This window comes from Sphingobacteriaceae bacterium, from assembly GCA_002319075.1.
Lineage (GTDB): Bacteria > Bacteroidota > Bacteroidia > B-17B0 > Aurantibacillaceae > Aurantibacillus.
Map to the genome: position 1 here is coordinate 3,177,497 of NVQB01000001.1, position 21,100 is coordinate 3,198,596.

The window sequence follows — 21,100 nt, forward strand, 5'->3', positions numbered from 1 at the left end:
CTTTAGCAATGGCTGTTTTAGTTTAGTAATAGATTAGAATTTTTGTTTTACGGGCAGTTGTATAATTACCCGGGTTCCACTTATTTCGTTTTCCACATATACATCTTCTACTAGATAACCAAAATTTCCTCCAAGTGTTTTGCTTAAAATTTCAAAGCGTTTTTGAATGGCTCTACCTGAGAACGATTCGTGCGTGGCCCCTTGCCGTTGTTTGATAAGCTTTGCTTTTTCTCTTCCTATACCATTGTCTTGTATAATGCAGGTACAAAGCTCTCCGAATTTAAAGGCAATGGAGAGTTGTTTTTTGCCTTCTTTATGAAGCAGTCCATGCACGAGCGCATTTTCAATAAAGGGTTGAATCAATAGAGGTGGTATCATCAGATCTTCCATACTATCACTTATGATTTCATAGTCGAGGTCTTTTTTAAATCTTAATTTTTCCAGTGATAAATACAATTCTAATAATTTAATTTCCTGATTTATTTCAATGAACTCCCTGTCCGAATATTTGAGCGTTTTACGCACCATGTTGGAGAAAGTAGTAATGTAAGAATAGGAGTTTTCCACATCCCCTTTAAGAATCAGATCCTGGATAGAATTCAGAGCATTAAAAATAAAGTGCGGATTCATCTGTGATTTTATAGCGGTAAGTTTGGATGCATTTAATTCGTTTTGTTGCTCAGATTTTTTACGCTGAAGTTTTAGTTGCCATCTGTAGACCAACGCCACCATTAAAAAGAAGACAATAAACTCTAGGGAAATAAACCACCAGCGGTAGTAGAAGGGAGCCGAGATTACGAAGGAGTAGGTTTTGAGTTCACTATAAATACCTTGATTTTCTGCTTTCACTTCAAAAGTGTATTTGCCAGGAGCGAGAGCATTATAAGAGATTTCATTGTCTTCATAATCAGAAACAGACCAGGTAGTTTCATAGCCCGTTAGTTTATAGTGGTAGCGAATGTTTTCTTTATTGCGCAGGGTAGGAGATGAAATGGTAAATTGGATTTTCCTTTGTTCGCTGTCAAAGGCTCCATCTTTATCCAATTGCTTTAAAGGCTGATCATTTACGGCGATCCGTGAGAGTTCTAAAAGTGGTATTTCTTTTGGCTTCGTTAATTGGTTGATGTTTATTTTTTGAAATCCTTTGGAGTGAATGATCCAGATCTGATCTTGTATGATGCCAAAATCAAAAATTTTGTTCGTGGCAAATCCTTGTACCTTATTTAGTTTCGCCAGAATGTTACCGCTCTTTGCCAACACAATAAATCCCTCGGAGGAATTGACATAAATTTTATTCTTGTTTACAATTAATTTGTGAACTTCAATTTCCTTCTGATTCAGTTTTGAAATCAATTTCCGGATAACTTTACCCTGCCTGAAGATGAGGATGCCATGCTTTTTAGTAGCTACATAAAGCAGATCCTCATCATAGAAAAGATCATTCGCAAAAGGATTACTTCCTTCAAAAAGAGGACGCTCAATTTTGTTGTCTGGTTTTATGATCCTCAAACCATCGGAGGTTGCAACAAATATATTTTTTGTGCTTTTTTCCACTTCCACTGCGTAGGTCCGTATGTCTAAAGATGCAATGGCTTCGTGTTTAAATTTGCCCGGGCCGGATGGATTTAATTTCTGGATTCCGGAATTTAAAGCGAGAAATATAGAGTTAGAATCCAGTAATGAAGCGTCTTTTAGCGAGCCCTCAAATAGGCAGATCGTTCTCCGGGTTTTTTTATCGTAAGCTTTTACCTGGCCATCGTCATAAATAATATACCGAAAACCTGGCCAGCTGTTAATAGATTGCAGTGGTTTGTTGCCTTTATTTGAAAGCGTATGAAAAGTAGAGTTTCTGAAAGAAATAAGTTCTCCTTCAGACGAACCTAAAATAATCCCCATATCCTCGTCAATATGCACACTTGTTATGGCCTGGTGTTGAGGAAGCTTGAGCACATCCTGGATTTTAAGTTCCGGAACAACAAGAACGCCATTGTTAAAAGTACTGAGTAGTATGTTTCCTTCATTGTCTTTATATACATAGGATATGAAATAACCGGAATACATTTGTTCTGAAAGATCTTCGGCGTTTTCACCTTCAAGTCTTCTTACTCCCGCAGCTGTGCCTGCTATCCAGACGTCATTGTTCAGATTATAGAATCTTAGAAATCCCTGGAGATTTAAAATGGATTGCTCTTTAAGCGGAGTGCATTCGTAGCTGTCTTCGTTAAAAGAATAAATGCGTTTGTCTTTGTTGCTTATTGCATAAGTTGTGTTGTTTATTTTTAAAAAAATGAGTGGATTTATTTGCGGCTGCGCGGTGTATTTTAAAGGTTTGAATACGATTTTGTTTTGATAGATTTCGAGAAGTGAGTCTTTGCCCGATGCATGATAGATAATAGCACCGCGCCTGGTGTGGAAAGGAAAACTGAAAGCACCCGGATGGTTGTTGAACGCTTTAATGAGTTTCCCTTTGGCATCAAAGAGTATGGGTATACGCGCTACAACAACTAAATTATTTTCTTCTGATATAGCGAGGGACATGTCACTGGAACGTTCTGCTTCTGTTAGTTCGTAAAAAACGGAGCACTGGTTGTTCTCGATCTTGATTAGTTGATGATTTAAATTGTGGCAAAAAATGGTTCCTGTTTTATTGATCACAAATCCAAAGGCAGATAAACCCTTCATGCCATCGCAGTCTATTTTTTCAAATGTATAAGAGTTGTACTTGTAAAATCCCTTGTCTGTGGCAAACCAATAATTATGATTTTTATCCTGTATCGTACTGTAGATCTGAACGCCTTCAAATTGTTCTTTTCCCAACGTAAAATAGGCGGGTTGTTGCCCGAAAAAATATGCTGTGTTCCATAAAAAAAAGAGAAACAGAAATGGATATTTCATGCTACGAATATACTTATTATTAAATCTGAATAGATCGAAAGACTTATCGGGCTATTTTCTTAGTAGAAAGAGGTCAGTTAGAGTTGAGCGAGTGAGACTAAAAAAATGATCCCATCAGCAAACCAGAAGTATTTTTTTCACAGATCTGCTCGCTCTTTGAATGTCGAAATATACATTGCAATCAGCAAGTTTCCGGATGTCTTCCAGTAATCCGTTCGATTACCAGGATTTAAAACGCATAACGAAATATGTCACCCTTACTTCGCACTAACTTTTTTGGTTGAGTGATTAAACAACTCCAGAATAATACCTTTTATGGATACCACATTTAAAGGCAATTCGAGTAATACATGCAGAAAACTCAGGAAAAATAAACATTGAAACCCTGTTTTGTAATTAAAAGCATATGCGCCAATCGAAATGCACCATAATACAAGTATGGTCACTAGCCGGCGTTTAGGAACTTTGTGCCATTGTATTACTTCTGTTTTCGAAAACCAGTTTAAATAATGATAGGTATATGCAAAAGCGATAAAACGCATCAAGAGTATTCCTTTTGAAGAAAAATAAATTCCATTTGTAATTGTACCGGAGTTTGTTTGATCTATGGCAGAAAATAATTTAAGGGAAAAGAAATTAATGCCTTCAAAACTTTTGTAAGCATTAAAACCATAGTTGGAGATCTTATAAGAGGTAGGTCCCTGGAAGACCGAAAATAGTATCAGTGGTACGAGAAACATTGCCCAAAAAGAGAGGTAGCCGCTTTTGCTTTTTGTTTTCAATGCACCATAAAGAACGAACAGCGCTGTAAATAAAAACACATGAATTAGCGTTGGCAGAAAAACGGCGAGGATCAAATAAAAATTGTCAGAAAATTTAATAGTAAGCAGTGCAAGAACAAAAAAAAGAATCCTGTAAATGAAATTTTCAACAAACACAAAAATGATAGCTGCGGTAATTGACAAATAGAGCAACTGGGTTATTAAGGCATCGCTCATATGAATTTTTGTTTTGAATAGCATGCCCAAAACGGGTAAGGATAAAAGTACTGTTAGTCCAACCAAAACAAAATAATCATTTTTCTTTTTTGTGTAGTATTGTTTGTTATGAAGCCAGCTTATTTCTGTAAGATAATGCAGAGGTCCCAAGATAGCATAAGCAATAAGGAATAGTTCGAACGGAAAAACAATAGCAATAGCACAGCTAACAATAATTAAAACAATATTGCTATAGTTAATTTTATCAAGCGTACTAAGTCTCATAACTATAATGTTCCTCTTCTGGCTTGTTCTGCTTCTATAGATTCAAACAAAGCCTGGAAATTTCCCTTGCCAAAAGATTTTGCGCCTTTGCGTTGTATGATCTCAAAAAATAATGTCGGACGGTCTTCAACCGGTTTTGTGAAGATCTGTAGTAAGTAGCCGTCTTCATCTCTGTCAACCATAATGCCCCATTTTTTTAAGACCTCCATATCTTCTTCAATAATTCCGACACGGTTTTTTACGGTATCATAATACGTTCCGGGCACGTATAAAAATTCTATACCCCGTTTGCGCATTTCAGAAATTGTAAATACAATGTCGTCTGTGGCTACTGCTATGTGCTGGCATCCGGGACCATGATAAAAATCAAGATATTCTTCAACCTGCGATTTCTTTTTGCCATGCGCAGGTTCGTTAATCGGGAATTTAATGCGGCCGTTTCCATTAGTCATTACCTTACTCATTAATGCCGTGTATTCGGTAGAAATGTCTTTATCATCAAAAGTTACGAGATTGGCAAAGCCCATCACATTCGCGTAAAAATCCGCCCAGGTGTTCATGGATCCTAATTCTACATTTCCAACCATGTGATCGATGTATTTTAAACCAGTTGATGCAGGTTGATATTCGGTTTGCCATTTTTCATAACCAGGCATAAAAACCCCCTGGTAATTTTTTCGTTCAATAAACAAATGGATGGTTTCTCCGTAGGTATGAATGCCCGATTTTACAATCTCGCCCTGTTCATCCTTAAGCACGGTAGGTTCCAGATAAGATTTAGCGCCGCGCTTTGTGGTTTCTTCGTAGGCCTTACGTGCATCGTCCACCCACAGCGCTATTACTTTTACGCCGTCACCATGTTTGCGTATATGGTGTGAAATTTCACTTTCAGGATCGAAGGGCGAAGTTAGTACTAAACGAATTTTATCCTGAACTAATACGTAAGATACTCTATCGCGGCAACCTGTTTCTAGTCCAGCGTAAGCAAGTTCCTGAAACCCTAAAGCTGTTTTATAAAAATGCGCGGCCTGTTTAGCGTTTCCTACATAAAGTTCTATATGATCTGTTCCGTTAATTGGCAAAAAATCCTGAGCTTTTTCAAAAACTTTTTCTCCACTATAAGCGTAGTTTTTTACTTTGGTTAAATCTGTTACTGACATGATAAGTGTGTTTTAAATAATTTTATTTATGTTAATTGCGGAGCGCTCATCCACGATTTATAATAATCCTTTACTTCATATTTCATGGCTTCGGTTGTAATTTGTAAAGGATTGAAAGGATCAATCATCACGGCCAGTTCTTTGGTTTCTTTTTTACCTATACTTCGCTCAATGGCCCCAGGATGCGGGCCATGTGGAACTCCTGCTGGATGTAAGGTAAACTGGCCGGCTTTAATATTGTTGCGGCTCATAAAATCTCCATCTACGTAATACAAAATCTCTTCCGCATCAATATTGCTGTGATGGTATGGTGCAGGAATTGCATCTGGATGGTAGTCGTATAAGCGCGGTACAAAAGAGCAGATTACAAAATTGCGCCCTTCAAATTGCTGATGAATGGGTGGTGGCATATGAATGCGGCCAGTAATGGGTTCAAAATTAAAAATCGAAAACGCGTAGGGATAAACATATCCATCCCAACCTACTAAATCAAAAGGATGCGTTTCGTAAGTGTATGGATAAATCATTCCGCGTTTTTTGATCATGATTTTAAAGTCTCCATGCTCGTCATGCGTTTCGAAATTATAAGGCAATTTAAAATCGCGTTCGCAGAATGGAGAATGCTCTAAGAGTTGACCAAATTCATTTCGGTAACGTTTAGGAGTGCGGATAGGGCTATGCGATTCAATAAATAAGATCTTATTTTCCTTTGTATCAAATTCTAATTTATATACAATGCCACGTGGAATAATGACATAATCGCCGTATTCAAAATCAACAGTACCGTACATGGTTTTACACCGCCCGCTCCCTTTATGAATGAAAAGTATTTCGTCGGAATCCGCATTCTTATAAAAATAACTTTCCATAGATTTTGAGGGACAGGCCATACCAATCTGCATATCGTTATTAAAGAAAAAAACTTTACGGCTTTGAATATAGTCGTCGTCGGGGTCTACATTGTACCCCATAAAACTTAAGGCTTTTAAACTTTCTTCCTCAGCGGCCAATGGCTTGGCGCATTGTGCTTTCCCGATTTCTTTTACCATGGTGGGTGGATAAAGATGATAAACCAATGAAGAGGTGCTTGAAAATCCTTCAGTACCGAATAACTCTTCGTGGTATAAACTACCGTTGGGGTTACGAAACACAATGTGACGTTTATGAGGAACCCGGCCTTGTTTTTGATAGATCGACATGAAACTATTTTTTTGTAAAAGAAAGATATTTCACAAAAACCTGAAATGATTTTGCTCATCCTGAAAACTAATTATAGTCATTATGTCTTTTACCTGAGAGCTAAACATCAAAATATGAAATACTACTCATCGTGGGAGAATTAGATCATATTCTGCACTAGTTTGCTATAAATCATAACTAATTCTACACCACCAATGCAATTCACTAAATTTAGTAGAGACAATGTAGTCTTGTTAAGATTACGAGTTGTTGGGTTTTTTTTAGTCTTTTTGTTTATGGTCCTAAAAGTAAATTCCCAGGAAGTTATTGGGAAGATGATTGCAAAGCAGCGAATTTTGAAACACTTTACACAAACTGAATTCGCGCTTTTATTAAATGTTGACCGGCAGTACATCTGGAGGCTTGAAAACGGGAAGATAAACCTGACAATGAAGTATCTTGATAAGATAATTATTTGCCTGGACTGTGTTCATGATGATTTTCTTGTGATGGATAGTGTCTGACTAAATGCCTACTTTTTTTGTATCATTAACGTAGAGCTAATACACCAAACTTAAGCCATGAATAAACCCATACATCAGATCAATGACTTTGGATTGTTAGTCGCCGACCGGATTGAGGCCATGCTGGCATATTGGGACAAGGACCAGGTGTGCAAATTTGCTAATAGCGCCTACATGAAATGGTTCGGGAAAAGCAAAGAGGAAATGATCGACAAAATTACCTTGAAAGAACTTCTGGGACCTCTTTACGAACAAAACCTTCTGTACATTACTGAAGCGCTTAAAGGTCATGCTCAACAATTTGAACTCGAAAAAAAAACTTCAAGTGGAGAATCACGAACTAGCCTTGCCAATTACTATCCTGATTTATATGAGGGTAATGTAAGAGGGTTCTCAGTTCACATTACTGACATTACTACTCAAAAAAAAAGAGAAGAATCATTTAAACAAAGCGAAGATAAATTCAGGAGTCTGTTTAATTTTTCTCCTATTGGTATGGTCCTTACAAGCGCTCAAGGAAAATTTCTGGAAGCTAATCCAGCTGTTTTGGACGTGATGGGCTTAGAATCAATAGAGGAACTTACAAGTAAGCCAACAGAGGACTATTATGTGGAGCCAGATGAACGCCTGAAGATGTTTGATTTGTTTCGTAGGAATGGTTTTGTGAAAGATTTTGAATTTAAAGTTAAAAAGAAGAACGGCGAGTTAGCGTGGATCAGCAACAACATTGCACCATACCAGTTTGGGAATAACGACATACAAATGATTTCTTCAGCCGTTGATATTACCAAACGTAAAAACGCAGAGGAGGCATTAGCAGATTCTGAAAAAAAATACCGCGACCTAATCAATTTTTCTCCGGCAGGTATTACGATTTCTAACATTCATGGAGAAATTCTGGAAGCCAATCAGGCAATTATTGACATTTTTGGTTTTGCATCTAAAGAAGAATTCCTCGCTACTCCTGCATTGGAACTTTATGTGAATAAGAATGACCGGGCAAAATTAATTGAAGTTTTTAAAAAGGATGGTACGGTTAAAAATTATGAAATTCAACTAAAAAGGAAAAACGGGGAAATAATTTGGGTTAGCAATTATCTGATGCCGTTCGAGATGCCAGATGGCGAAAAGGCACTGCTTTCAACTTCCCTTAATATTACTGAACTCAAAAAAATAGTAGTACAATTACAAGATGCCAATAAAGAATTAGAGGCATTTACTTATTCTGTCTCTCATGATTTAAGAGCACCACTGAGGGCAGTGAACGGATACGCGCAAATGCTAAACGAGGACTATAGCCCTAAGCTAGACGGTGAAGGAAAGCGTGTTACCGCTGCAATTCGTGACAATGCTATAAAAATGGGAATACTAATAGACGAGTTACTCGCGTTTTCGAGGCTAGGCCGTAAAGAGGTGCAACGTACGAATATCGATATGAACGAACTCGTTGAGAGCGTAATTCACGATATGGATAAGGCACTTTTAAATAAAGCTGAAATAAGGATCGGTAAATTGCACGGGGTAGAGGCTGATTACAGTTTACTTTCACAGGTGATGATAAATCTTATTTCAAATGCTCTGAAATACTCATCAAAAAAAGAGCATCCTGTAGTAGAAATATTTTCGGAAGAAAAACAAGGGGAAATTATTTTTTCGGTAAAAGACAATGGTGCTGGATTCGATATGAAGTATTCTGATAAACTTTTCGGCGTGTTTCAGCGTCTGCATAAACAAAATGAATTTGAAGGGGTTGGTGTAGGCCTTGCAATTGTTCAACGTATCATTGCCAAACACAGTGGCAGAGTATGGGCAATAAGTGAAGTGAACGAAGGGGCAATTTTTAATTTTTCAATACTAAATAAAAGTCTTTAACATGAGTTACAGTGTAGAAATTCTTCTGGTGGAAGACAATTTGAGTGATGCCGAGCTTACAATAAGGGCATTAAAAAAAAATAATTTAGCGAATCAACTGGTGCATCTTGAAGATGGCCAGGAGGCGCTCGACTATATCTTTGCAGAGGGAAATTATCTCACTCGAAGCATTGATGACATCCCTAAAATAATACTACTTGATTTGAAAATGCCAAAAATAAATGGAATTCAGGTTTTGCAGAGAATAAAATCGGATGAACGGACAAAAAAAATACCTGTTATAATACTCACTTCTTCTAAGGAAGATCCGGACATCCAGATTTGCTACGATCTCGGTGCGAACAGTTATGTGGTAAAGCCGGTTCAGTTTGAAAAATTTCTTGCCGCCGTTTCTGAACTTGGGTTATACTGGTTATTATTAAATCAGCCACCTAAATGACCCATCATATGATAAATACAATAAAAATAGTAATTATCGAGGATGATCAAAATGATGCTGAATTACTCCAACATGAACTAAAAAAAGCTGGAATAATTTTTACATCAAAAATTGTTCAGTGTCGGGAGGAGTTTATTGCGGCTCTTGATAATTACCAACCGGATATTATATTGTCTGACTATTCACTCCCTTCCTTTGATGGTGTTACGGCTTTTCATATCAAGCAAAGTCGGCATTCCCACATTCCTTTCATTATTGTTTCGGGAAGTGTTGGCGAGGAAAATGCGGTAGAACTTATTAAAAACGGCGTTAACGATTATGCACTCAAGGATAAACTGTTTACGCTAGCTCCCAAAGTGGAAAGAGCACTAAAAGATGCGGAGAATATAAAAGCAAAAAGGCTGGTAGAGGAAAAATTGAAAATCCAAAATGAAAAACTTTTTGAAATTGCCTTCTTGCAATCGCATCAGGTAAGGGTACCCGTGGCTCAAATACTGGGCCTGTTCAACTTGTTTAAGTTCGAAGATCCCGCTGACCCCATTAATTCTGAAGTCCTTTACCGTTTAAAAAGCGCATCTGAGTCTCTTGACACTATAATCAGGGACATTGTTCAAAAAACAAGCGAGATAAAAGACGCCCTCTGATTTTCCCATTCAAATTTTTACCCATTCCGGCAGCAGCATTTACTATAGATCATTTTCCGGAGCTCTACTACCTGTTTGAGCCAGCTTGAATTAACGGTGAAAAGTAAATGCAAATGATTTTTATAAGCCGGTAATAAATGCTACAACACTAAACTGGATTTTAATTACCGGTATTTAAAAACCTTTTCATCTCTGTTTGTCTTATTGAAATCAAGATCCGGCTTTTGCCTCAATAAGTGTTAGTCATCGATTGCCAGCTGATGAGTTGCTTAATAATCTTTGTACTGGTCATCGACTCTGAACGGTTTTTATGAATAAAATACAAATTGTTTTCTTTTACCTGGAAGTCTTTTACAAAATAAAAATCTTTTAATTCAAAGCTATGTGTGAATGTGTTTTTTGTTAAGTCGTAACGGTAAAGCGTTAGAATGCCGGCGCTGTTAAGACGCGAAAAAACTAAATTGTGCGTGTCATGGTCAACATACAAATGCGGGGTTATTCCTGAAAAATTAGTAAGATCAGTTTTGCTTTTGAGCTTTCCGTTTAAAGAAAAAGTACGTAAGTGTTTATTTGTGTAATCGAATAAAACATAATTACTGTCCAGTCGTTTCATTTCTGATGCTATAGGAGGAAGCATACTTTCATATTTGGAAGGCAGGATCAGCTCTTCTCTCAAAAGATCGAGGTGTTTTTTTATCTCCGTTACCGAGGTCTGGTATTGATAGCCCGCTTTGCGGATACCCAGAAAATACTGCAGATCATAATCCATGTTAAATCCTTTGATGGCAACACTGTCTGCAATGGTAATGATCTCCTGAGGAAGCTGCGACTTACGCTGCTCATCAAAAAGATAATACGTGTTTTTTAACGCGCGGTATTTTTTCGACTTGAGTACAAAACTGTTTCTGTAAGTGCATTCACAGGGCTTCAAAACAGCATAATAATTTTTGATGGGGTAAGGCTTTAAAAGATCCAGTTTCTGGTAGTCAAAGTAAACCTGGTAAATACTGTCGTTGGTAATTAATTGAATGGCCTGAAAACAATCTTTAAAAAGAACTTCCGCTTTTAGAGACAATTGTTTCTCGGTTATTTTGTCTCCCTGCTGATTCATAAGCATCAGAGTGTTGTATTTAGTACCCTTATTTACAAGAGCAAGAATCATATCATCATAAAATTCAAAGTCCAGAAAAAAAATAGTCGTGTTTTTTTGAAAAGTGTCGGTGCGACTCGATTTAACAATTACTTCTTCGAGTGTAATGTTCTTTGGCCGCAGATGCACCCGGTTTCCATACGCTTCAACTTCCTCTACGATGATTTTTTTAATGAAATAACCCATCTGATAGACAACAAGAGTATCGGAGTGTTGAGCGGCTATTTTTACCAGGCCATTTTCGTCCGATTGCGCTGAGCTGTTTTTTCCTTTCACTACCACATAACAAAACTCAATCGGCTCATTGGTTTTGGTATCAAGTACCCGAAACTTAAAGAGTTCTTTTTGCGCTACCGCATTAAAATTGAATACTAGCAATACAATAACACTAAGTTTTATCTTAGTGCACATACTCGCAAGTTGGGTGTGATTTTCCGTTGTCATTATAAACTTTGGAAAGGCTTCTTGATATAAAGATAAAAGAAATAATGAAAATCCAAACAGGATTTTTATATACTCATTTTAAGATATGTGTTCTAAAGTGTCACACCGTTTTTTTGCTTGATTAACTTTGGCATTTCTTTTTCTTCACACATCTGTAAGAAACCTATTTCTATTGTTCTGCAAATAGAGGGCATAGGAATGTCAGACCTTGAACCCTCGAAGAGATTTTTTGACTACTCACGAATAACGTCCATCGCCATAGAAATCTATACTAACAGACCGGGTGCTTTACCAAATCAAGTGAGCCGTAAATTTTTAATGCGTTAAGCAGAGTCTTGTTCCAGCGGTTGAAATCAAAGCAAAAGGAATGTGCTGTCCCGGGAATTTTCAGAGACGATTTTTACGGTCATTTGTTTTACACATTATCTTTCGCAATCACAGTCCAGTCATTATTACCAAAACCTTTATCAATCCACTTGTCCATTTCTGCTGCAATTGCCGGAATGGCAGCGAGGTGTTGGTTCGCGGCGTTCGCTTCTTCCATCATGAGACGCGCGTCTTTGCGGGCCATATTCAATTCCCAGGAAGGATTAGCGAAATCTGCAGCCAGTATGCGTTGTAGTCTGGCAGGAGCCATAGCGCCGGGATTCCAGTTATCGAACAAAGATACCAGGTCTGAAGAAGGCACATCCATGGCTTTTGATAGAGCTAGCACATCAGACCAGCCTGCGGTAAGAAACAGCAAAAAGGAATTGCCTAAAAGTTTAAGACCCGCAGCTCTGTTAACTTCTGTTCCGAAATTGAGTAGCTTGCCCGTCATGCCTGAAAGAACAGGCTCCACTTTTTGAATGAGTTCCTGGTCTCCCGAAACTAGCATGTAGCCGGTACCATCCAGGGCATTTGGCGGACCCATAAAAACAGGTGCATGCAAATAGTGGAAGCCTTGATGTTTCCAATAAGCTGTGCGCCTGGTTGCGCCTTCGGTAGAGGTGGTTGTATGGTCGATAATAATAACCCCTGGTTTAAATCCTGACTTTGCTAATTCAAGTGTTGCATCCACTGCGGCGTCGTCCGACAAAGTGAGGTGAATGCGTTCAGCGTTTTTTACTGCTTCGGTAATATTTTCAAAAGCTTTAGCACCAAACCCTTCGAGGTTCTTCGCTTTAGCAAAAGTTCTGTTCCAGACATTTACCTCTTCGTTTTTCTTTAGAAATGCTTTTACAAAATTCGATCCGAGAAGTCCGGTTCCTATATATGTTATCATAATTTATTTTTTTAGTAAATGAGATTAGTTTTATCGTTTCAGCAGGTTAATATAAGAAACATTTTATGAGTTGATGAAATAGAAGAAAAGCAAATTGTAAAGTAAATAGTTTAAACTGCTTTTAACAACTTCTAAAAAACGAATACATCTTAGTAATTACATATAAGATGGTTCATGCGGTGTATTGAATACGCTAACACGGACTTGTTTTTTGCCGTTCATGTAGTATCGCGGGATATTTTCTAAATGTTGTTTCTTTTTCTGGATATTTAGATCTTAAAATAGATTCCATGAAAATAAAACACTTAATTAATGTAGTTGTAGTTGCGCTTTTGGCTTCGAGTTGTGGCGAAAAGAAAACGGAAGAAGCAACTGTAAAAGAGGCTCCGGCCAAGGAGATTGATTTTAAATTATTTTTTAAAAATCCAGAAAAGGCAGGCTTCAGGATTTCCGGTGATGGCAAGTATTTTTCTTACCGGGCAGATTACAAGGGTAAAACAAACATTTTTGTTCAGCCGGCGGCAGAGGGGTCAAAAGCCGTGCGGGTTACCAATGATACCTTGAGAAGCATCAGCGGTTATTTTTGGAAGGGCGATAGAATTATTTACCAGCAGGATGTGGGCGGTGACGAAAACTTCCAGATTTTTTCTGTAAATCCGGACGGAAGCGGGGCGATCTGCCTCACACCTTTTCCTGGTATTCGCAGCGAAATCATGGATGATCTCAAATTTATCAAAGGTCATGAAGATGATCTGATGATAACCATCAACAAACGTAACAAAGAATATTTCGATCCGTACCTTCTGAATATTAAAACCGGTAAATTGACTCTATTGTTTGATAATAAATTGAATTACGATTCGTGGTATACAGATAACGATGGCGTTATCAGACTTGCTACTAAAACGGATGGTGTAAACATTACCTACAACTATCGCAATACAGAGAAAGAACCTTTTAAAGAATTACTGACCGTTTCCTTCAAAGAGTCTTTTAGTCCTGCAGGTTTTGATTCTACAAACAAGGTGATGTACGTGATGACGAATATAAATCGTGACAAGGTAGCGCTTGTGGAATATGATCCGATTGCAAAGAAGGAAATAAAAGAGTTGTATGCCAATCCGGATTATGATTTAAGTGGCATTGATTACGACAGACAGAAAAATATGCTTGTGAGTGTGAATTGGGAAGGTGAAAAACAAGAACAGCACTTTTTTGACCAGGAGTGGAAAGCGATCCAGGAAAATTTAGAAAACAAATTCAAAAACTACGAAGTTTTTGTAACAGCCTATGATGATCAAAAAACTAAGGCGGTTGTGTGGACAGGCAATGACAGACTTCCGGGAAAATATTTTCTTTACGATTTTGCAAGTAAATCTACTACCGAGGCAGCTAATGCTTATCCGTGGCTGGAGGAAGAAAACATGGCCGTAATGAAGCCTGTCACTTATCAAAGTCGCGATGGCTATACGATTCACGGCTATCTCACCATTCCAAAGGGGAGTGACGGAAAAAATCTTCCGGTAGTTGTTAATCCGCATGGAGGCCCTTGGGCCCGTGATGGGTGGGGATATAATTCAGAGGCTCAGTTTTTAGCTAACAGGGGCTATGCTGTTTTACAAATGAATTTCAGGGGTAGTACCGGGTATGGAAAAAAATTCTGGATGGCCTCGTTTAAAGAGTGGGGTAAAAAAATGCAGGATGATGTAACGGATGGTGTGCAATGGTTAACGAAAGAAGGTATTGCAGATCCAAAACGCGTTGCAATTTATGGCGGAAGCTACGGGGGTTATACAACACTTGCTGGAATTTGTTTTACACCAGATCTTTATGCCTGCGCTGTAGATTATGTGGGGGTGAGTAATCTCTTTACGTTTATGAATACTATTCCTCCTTATTGGAAACCTTATTTAGATCAGTTTCATGAAATGGTGGGCGATCCAAAAAAAGATAGTCTGCTTTTAGCGTCGGCTTCACCAGCCCTGCATACAGATAAAATCAAAGTGCCGTTATTAATTGCGCAGGGTGCAAATGATCCACGTGTTAACAAAGCAGAAAGTGATCAGATTGTAGAAGCTCTTAAGAAGAGAGGTGTGACCGTAGAATATATGTTGAAGGAAAACGAAGGTCATGGTTTTCATAACGAAGACAACCAGTTTGATTTTTATGGTGCTATGGAGAAGTTTTTCGATAAACATTTAAAGGGTGCCAAGACCACTACTAACTAGTGGTGAAGAATGAAATGAAATCCCCGGAACCAGCTTGTTCCGGGGATTTTTTTTTTCGAATCAACTATCCTTTGAAAAGTAAACGAAAAAATCACCAACTGCTGCAAGTGTGCGAAAATAAACTGGTAGTGATTTTGAAATTATATATGAATGGAGAGATAACTTATAGAAAAATTAAGAGTAAAAGGATAAAATACTTCGCCTACTTAAATCTCCTTCCAGCCTTGCAGAAGTTTTTGACCAAGCAGGACTCGTTAAAAAAAGCGCCCGGTTGGTAAATGTGATTACATCCATTCTTTTATCATGCATCAATTGGATGTGACGAAGTTAAATGCGGACCTCACAATAAAAACAGTTATTAAAACATGTATTATTTTGGTCTTGTAGAAAGCAAAGCACTGAGCATACATGAAACCTGGTCGGCATCCAGAGTTGCTTTTCCTAAAGAAGCTAAGATCTATAACACTACGGAAAATTATTGAAGTCATAACTTTTCTGAAAAAATGGTTTTAATTTTTAATAAGTCGCTAAGGATTACAAAATATATCTGGTTATTTTGATCTCTTAATGATAGAACAAAACCAAACCCTTTTCCCCGATTTTACGAAATCACTTAGTATCAATGCGCCAGTCTCAAAGGTATGGCAAACTATAACACTGCCTGAACGTATAGAAAAATGGCTACTCGACGATAAGGTCAAAGTCACCACCGATTGGACTATTGGAAATACTCTAACGATTGAAGTCCTGGAGCACTGGGTGCTTTCTAAAACTACCGGAAAAGTTTTAGCAGTGGAGTCAGAACGACTTTTACGCTACACGCAGTTAAGCTCTCTGTCTAGATTGCCGGATGAGCTCCCAAATCATTGTATTTTGGAATTTAGATTAGAAACAATTGAAAATAAAACGCGTCTCATTTTTACAGCAAGGAATTTTCCCACGGAGTCTATTTACAAACACATGGTGTTTTATTGGAACACTACGCTTGAGGTCATTAAGCAGCTTGCTGAGGGAATCGAAATTTAAAAGATCTTGTGAGAAGTCTGAATGCACTGTAAATTGGGGTGCATGGAGATCAGACGAAACCTTGAGTGCACCGTCTCGACTACGCTCGACGTGACATTCGACTAAGCTCGACGTGACATTGCTAACACACAAGCCGGCTCAAAAGAGTCTTAACTCTTTTGCCCTGCTCGACGTGACATTGCTAACACACAAGCCGGCTCAAAAGAGTCTTAACTCTTTTGCCCTGCTCGACGTGAGATTCGACTAAGCTCGACGTGACATTCGACTAAGCTCGACGTGACATTGCTAACACACAAGCCGGCTTAAAAGAGTCTTAACTCTTTTGCCCTGCTCGACGTGACATTGCTAACACACAAGCCGGCTCAAAAGAGTCTTAACTCTTTTGCCCTGCGCGACATGACATTAGACAAAGCCTATTTCAGTTACGAGTTCTGAAATTATTTTTAAGTAGTTCAGATATTTCAATCCGGTTGTCCCAAAATGCAGGGATTAAGAACCAGCTTGCTTTTAAAAAAACGCTGTGGAAAAAATAATGTACCGCATCATTTGGCACAGCAATATTTATCTATATTTGCCGCTGAAACCCTAAAATCTAAGAACTATGAAAAAAGTATCTCTACTATGTATCGCTGCGGCGATGATTAGCCTTGCGTCTTGCAAAAAAGATTACACGTGTGTGTGTTCAACAAATTACGACAGTGATAAAAGTGTTACCACCCGCGATGTATCTAATTCCAGCAAAAAAAATGCAGAGGCTATTTGTGGAAATTCAACCGAAGTTTACACTTATACCTACACAAACAATGGTGTGACCGTTGTTGATTCGGAAACGTATTTAACCACTTGTGAATTAAAATAAGTGCTTGTTTTTACAAGAAAGCGCTGAAGTAAATTTCAGCGCTTTTTTTTGTTTGAGATGTTTAAAAAAAATTCAATTCATGCTGCTGACGAAAATTTAAGCCGGCACATTAAAAATAAATCCAACGCCAAAAACGTTTTCAATGCTTAAAGTAGGATCTTCTTTCAAATACTTGCGGATCTTGGTAATAAAGACGTCCAGACTTCTACCGAAAAAATAGTCGCTTTCTCCCCAAAGTGTTTTCAGCATTTCATCCCGTTTAATGACTTTATTGCGATGTTCCGATAAATAATTTAAAATATCGCTTTCTTTTTCGGTGATGCGTTTTGTTTTGCCATTGATAATTAAAGATTGATTATTAAAGTCAAATATATAATGGCCTAAGGCTACGCTTGCTATTTTTGTTTCACTCCTGCTTTCAGGAATGCGACGGATCACTGCTTTGATTTTCCAGAGTAATTCTTCCTCATCAAAAGGTTTGGTAATGTAATCGTCTGCATCCAGATCATACCCTTTTAATTTGTCTTCTTTCAAAGATCTTGCAGTAATAAAAATGAGTGGAATTTTTTTGTCTTTTGTCCTGACTAGTTTCGCCAAAGAAAATCCGTCTAATTTTGGCATCATGACGTCGAACAAGCAAAGGTCGAATCCATTTGTTTGAAAGGCTTTCAAAGCAAGTTCGCCGTCCTTGCAAAGCTTAACGTCAAAACCTTCTGTTTCAAGGTAATCTACTAAAAGTACACCCAGGTTAAGATCGTCTTCCGCCAATAATATTTTTAGTTTTTCTTTAGACATTTGGAAGTGTTATGATAAAGATAGCACCCTCATTTTTTTCGCTCTGTAATTCTATACCGCCACCGTGTAGTTCCACGATTTTTTTTATGTATGCCAAACCCAAACCAAATCCTTTAACATCGTGAATATTTCCGGTGGGAACTCTGAAAAATTTATCGAAAACCTGCTGATGATATTTGTATTCTATCCCGATCCCATTGTCAGATACAATGATCATTACAGCGTCGCCATTGTTTCTTGTTTCTATTGTAACTTCTGGTTTTTCTTCGCAATATTTAATCGCATTGTCTATCAGATTGCACAAGGCGTTTGCGAGATGCGTTTTATCTCCCAGTACTATAGACCTTTCAGCTTTAAGCTCGGTCCTCAAAATTCCCAGCCTGTTTTCAATTTGTATACAAATTGCTTTTGTACAAGTGTTTATCAATTGATGAATGTCCAGTTCAGTTTTCTGTAAAGGAATTTCTCCTCTCTCAAGCGCAGTCATACTGAGCACCTGTTCTACCTGGAGCCGCAGTTTTTCATTTTCTTCTAAAATTATGCCCGAGTAATGTTTTATTTTTTCTTCATTTTTGAGCGTTGTGTCTTTCAACATCATTTTGCCTGCCAATGCAATGTTAGTGAGGGGCGTTTTAAATTCATGAGTCATGTTATTTAAAAAATCTGTCGTATGCTCGGATATTTTTTTCTCCTTCATTAAAGACATCACAGTTCGCCAAAACATCACCAATACCACAATTATCAGGATTACCGAAGAGACAAAAGGTGTTCCCATTTCCTGCAGGATAAACTCTTCCTTATCGGGTAGTATGAGAACAAGTTCCAAACCATTTTTGCTGGCGATCTCATCCAAACGTTTCCTGTAAATATTATTTTTAAACCCGCTTTTATCTTTAAGAGAAAACATAGGTTCTTTTATGACTACAAAAGAATAATCGATGTAAAAATTATAAAAACTCATGTATTGGCGGAAGAGTTTATTTATTTTTTCAATATCCGGATTGCTGATGCAGACTTCGGTTGTCTTACAGGAATTGATTACAATACTGCGTGACGCCTGCTCTTCATTGCCAATGGTCTGAACGGTTTGTTTGTCGGAAGAAAGAGCTTCAGTTACTTTTGAGAGTACTATGTTCGCTTTTTCTGTGAAGAGCTCCTCCTTTACTTTTGCCGTTTCAAAAATCCAGTTCACCTGTATGATCAAAACGATCACCAAAGCGAGTGAAGACACTGCAATGAATAAATAGGTCCGGTTTAACTTCATCCTTTAAAAGTACTTATTTTTTGTTCCATCTTATTTCCGTTAACAAGTCATTAACAAGGCAATAACTACTGAGTAACAAGAAGGCATTGAATCGCCTGGTATCTTTGACAAAAGGCAAATCTACATAAGTCTTAGTATATGCGGACCAATTCTAACTTGATAATTTATTTCGTAGTGATCTCATTTATTATGTCCTGTGATGCACAGACAAAGCAGGAAGCAATTTCCGATGCGAAGAGCGCCAATTCGGTTATATCTACGGTTGAATTAGATCCGGAGCTACAGGTAAGTCAGTATATTCGTCGTATGCACCGGGATAAAAAGGGAAATCTCTGGTTCGGTACTAACGGAGATGGACTTGCCATGTATAACGGAGACACGCTGGTGTATTTCACGATGAAAGATGGATTAGGAGGAAGTGCCGTGCGTGGTTTTGTGGAAGATAAAAATGGAGATATATGGTTAGCCACCGACGGCGGGGTTTCAAGGTACAACGTGCAGCACGCCTCCGGCGCTTGCGTCATGAACAGATGTAAACATGATCTGACACATGAAAGTGAGGAAAAAGAACACGCAAAAGAACGCGCTAAGCTTTTTACAAATTTTACAATGATGCACGGATTGGCCAATAACCAGGTTTGGAGCATTCTGCAGGATAAAAAGGGCGATTTTTGGTTTGGTACAGAAAATGGTGTGTCGCATTACGACCACAAGACTTTTACAAAATTTAAACTGCCTGTCCCTGATCTTAAGAATTTTCCTGACGCTTATCCGAGTCCAGCCCTGGTTAATTATATCTTCGAAGATAAAGCTGGCGATATTTGGTTTGCTACCAACGGCGGCGGTGTTTACCGCTATGATACCCGTCTTATGGACTCTACAGGACGAGGAGCTTTCTTAAGTAATTTATCTGAAAAGGATGGACTCTGTAATAATTTTGTACAATGTATTCACCAGGATGAGCAAGGTAATTTTTGGTTCGGAACAAGATTTGGAGGGATCTCTTATTATGATGTAAAATCTTTTCCGGTAAATAAAACTTATTTTAATACCTATACTTTAAATTTTAAGGTGCCCGAAGGTTTGAGCAGAAATTTTATCTGGACATTTTTCGAAGACAGCAAACAAAGGTTGTGGGTAGGAACTGCGGGCGGCGGAATTTACCGGTATGAAGGAACACCAAATGCAATGGGAGTAAAACGGTTTAAAAATTTTAATGAACACGTTGAGTTGCCAAACAGATTTATTCAAAGTTTTATGGAAGACAAAAATGGAACCCTGTGGATTGGATCATCGGGCGGTTTGTTTCGGTATGACGAAGAGAGAAATCTTTTTATAAACGTCACTAAAAAAGGACCATGGAAATGATTTGGAATTCTACCAGTTATGTGAAAAAAGCAGGAGTGTTTTTAATGGCAGTTTCATGCATGGGTTGCGAATATGAATCTGCAAAACCAGACTCTGCTCCGGTAATTTATATTTCAAAAATCGTAGACACCGCTTATTTAAATACCTTCTATAATTCTGAAACAGTTGAAGTAGAACCCTGCGAAGGAGTTACCGTTACAGGAAAAGTGAACACTTCGAAAATAGGCACTTATTACCTTGATCATGATTATACAGATAAGTTTGGAAACAAGTCAGTGACTGTAACCCGAACCGTGCATGTAGTAGAAAACAGTGCTGCGTTTTTAAATGGACCTTATCGGGCAGTTTGCACTTGCACGACGGTTAAGGCTTCAGAGAGTTCTGTAGCTGCAGAAAATTACACCGCTTACATTTCTCCCTCTCCTTTGAAAAATCATTTTGAATTGGTAAATCTGAAAATAGGTCCGGATTTTGTTATTCCTATAACCTCATTGCAGAGAGATAAAATACAGGTAGAGTATTACAGGCATCAAGGCGGCACAAGTTCGGGTACTGTATCCCTTGCGAAAAACAGCTTTACAATTGAAAGTGAAGTAAATGGGAATTTTCCTGTTACTAAATACCGGTGCAAAAATGTATTTGTAAAAAGTGATCCTGACGAAAAGAAACGCAGTGTCAAACAATAAAGACTTAAAAAAAATCAAAATAACTTAACAAACTAACGCCC

The 21,100-nt window shown here is 38.0% G+C and carries 18 protein-coding genes; 10 read left to right on the forward strand and 8 right to left on the reverse strand.

Annotated elements, in window-relative coordinates:
• Positions 1-33: 33 nt before the first annotated feature.
• The 4 genes from CNR22_13680 to CNR22_13695 form a co-directional block, all read right to left on the reverse strand.
• Positions 34-2,895: a hypothetical protein gene (locus tag CNR22_13680; GenBank protein ID PBQ32779.1), complete on the reverse strand. Its 2,862-nt coding sequence runs from the start codon at positions 2,893-2,895 to the stop codon at positions 34-36.
• Positions 2,896-3,152: 257 nt separating this feature from the next.
• On the reverse strand, positions 3,153-4,157 hold the full coding sequence (locus tag CNR22_13685; protein ID PBQ32780.1) for a hypothetical protein: 1,005 nt from the start codon (positions 4,155-4,157) through the stop codon (positions 3,153-3,155).
• Between the two features lie 2 nt (positions 4,158-4,159).
• Positions 4,160-5,317, reverse strand: a complete 1,158-nt coding sequence (gene hppD / locus CNR22_13690) for a 4-hydroxyphenylpyruvate dioxygenase (protein ID PBQ32781.1) — start codon at positions 5,315-5,317, stop codon at positions 4,160-4,162.
• A gap of 26 nt (positions 5,318-5,343) precedes the next feature.
• On the reverse strand, positions 5,344-6,516 hold the full coding sequence (locus CNR22_13695) for a homogentisate 1,2-dioxygenase (protein PBQ32782.1): 1,173 nt from the start codon (positions 6,514-6,516) through the stop codon (positions 5,344-5,346).
• A 195-nt stretch (positions 6,517-6,711) separates the two neighbouring features.
• Here CNR22_13695 and CNR22_13700 point away from each other — a divergent pair, with 195 nt between their 5' ends.
• Genes CNR22_13700 through CNR22_13715 form a run of 4 tightly spaced genes read left to right on the forward strand, consistent with a single transcriptional unit; the run spans position 6,712 to position 9,975 of the window.
• A complete protein-coding gene (locus tag CNR22_13700) occupies positions 6,712-7,020 on the forward strand; it encodes a hypothetical protein (protein PBQ32783.1) in 309 nt (102 codons plus the stop codon).
• 57 nt (positions 7,021-7,077) lie between these two features.
• On the forward strand, positions 7,078-8,892 hold the full coding sequence (locus CNR22_13705) for a hypothetical protein (GenBank protein ID PBQ32784.1): 1,815 nt from the start codon (positions 7,078-7,080) through the stop codon (positions 8,890-8,892).
• A 1-nt stretch (position 8,893) separates the two neighbouring features.
• Positions 8,894-9,331 carry a two-component system response regulator gene (locus tag CNR22_13710; protein PBQ32785.1) on the forward strand — a complete coding sequence of 146 codons (438 nt, stop codon included), beginning with the start codon at positions 8,894-8,896 and terminating at the stop codon, positions 9,329-9,331.
• A complete protein-coding gene (locus tag CNR22_13715; GenBank protein PBQ32786.1) occupies positions 9,328-9,975 on the forward strand; it encodes a hypothetical protein in 648 nt (215 codons plus the stop codon). The genes CNR22_13710 and CNR22_13715 overlap by 4 nt, the downstream gene beginning before the upstream one ends.
• A 229-nt stretch (positions 9,976-10,204) precedes the next feature.
• On the opposite strand, the gene CNR22_13720 is transcribed toward CNR22_13715, so the two are convergent.
• Together CNR22_13720 and CNR22_13725 are read right to left on the reverse strand one after the other, a co-directional pair.
• Positions 10,205-11,569, reverse strand: a complete 1,365-nt coding sequence (locus CNR22_13720; GenBank protein PBQ32787.1) for a hypothetical protein — start codon at positions 11,567-11,569, stop codon at positions 10,205-10,207.
• 415 nt (positions 11,570-11,984) lie between these two features.
• Entirely contained in the window at positions 11,985-12,833 is an 849-nt protein-coding gene (locus tag CNR22_13725; protein PBQ32788.1) for a 6-phosphogluconate dehydrogenase, read from the reverse strand.
• A gap of 290 nt (positions 12,834-13,123) precedes the next feature.
• On the opposite strand from CNR22_13725, the gene CNR22_13730 reads away from it, so the two are divergent.
• The 4 genes from CNR22_13730 (at position 13,124) to CNR22_13745 (ending at position 16,946) form a co-directional block, all read left to right on the forward strand.
• Entirely contained in the window at positions 13,124-15,061 is a 1,938-nt protein-coding gene (locus CNR22_13730; GenBank protein PBQ32789.1) for a S9 family peptidase, read from the forward strand.
• Positions 15,062-15,063: 2 nt separating this feature from the next.
• A complete protein-coding gene (locus CNR22_13735; protein PBQ32790.1) occupies positions 15,064-15,339 on the forward strand; it encodes a hypothetical protein in 276 nt (91 codons plus the stop codon).
• Between the two features lie 289 nt (positions 15,340-15,628).
• Positions 15,629-16,087, forward strand: coding sequence for an ATPase (locus CNR22_13740; GenBank protein ID PBQ32791.1), 459 nt, complete (start codon positions 15,629-15,631; stop codon positions 16,085-16,087).
• A 637-nt stretch (positions 16,088-16,724) separates the two neighbouring features.
• A complete protein-coding gene (locus CNR22_13745; GenBank protein ID PBQ32792.1) occupies positions 16,725-16,946 on the forward strand; it encodes a hypothetical protein in 222 nt (73 codons plus the stop codon).
• A gap of 96 nt (positions 16,947-17,042) precedes the next feature.
• Here CNR22_13745 and CNR22_13750 read toward each other — a convergent pair whose 3' ends face one another.
• Complete coding sequence (locus CNR22_13750; GenBank protein PBQ32793.1) at positions 17,043-17,741, reverse strand: DNA-binding response regulator; 699 nt, start codon at positions 17,739-17,741, stop codon at positions 17,043-17,045.
• The gene (locus CNR22_13755) at positions 17,734-19,005 is read right to left on the reverse strand and encodes a hypothetical protein (GenBank protein PBQ32794.1); all 1,272 of its coding nucleotides are present in this window, start codon (positions 19,003-19,005) and stop codon (positions 17,734-17,736) included. Before CNR22_13755 ends, CNR22_13750 begins: the two co-directional genes overlap by 8 nt.
• A 138-nt stretch (positions 19,006-19,143) precedes the next feature.
• Between CNR22_13755 and CNR22_13760 the strand changes: the two genes are divergently transcribed.
• Together CNR22_13760 and CNR22_13765 are read left to right on the forward strand one after the other, a co-directional pair.
• Positions 19,144-20,373 carry a hypothetical protein gene (locus tag CNR22_13760; protein PBQ32795.1) on the forward strand — a complete coding sequence of 410 codons (1,230 nt, stop codon included), beginning with the start codon at positions 19,144-19,146 and terminating at the stop codon, positions 20,371-20,373.
• A complete protein-coding gene (locus tag CNR22_13765; GenBank protein ID PBQ32796.1) occupies positions 20,364-21,059 on the forward strand; it encodes a hypothetical protein in 696 nt (231 codons plus the stop codon). The genes CNR22_13760 and CNR22_13765 overlap by 10 nt, the downstream gene beginning before the upstream one ends.
• Positions 21,060-21,100 lie beyond the last annotated feature (41 nt).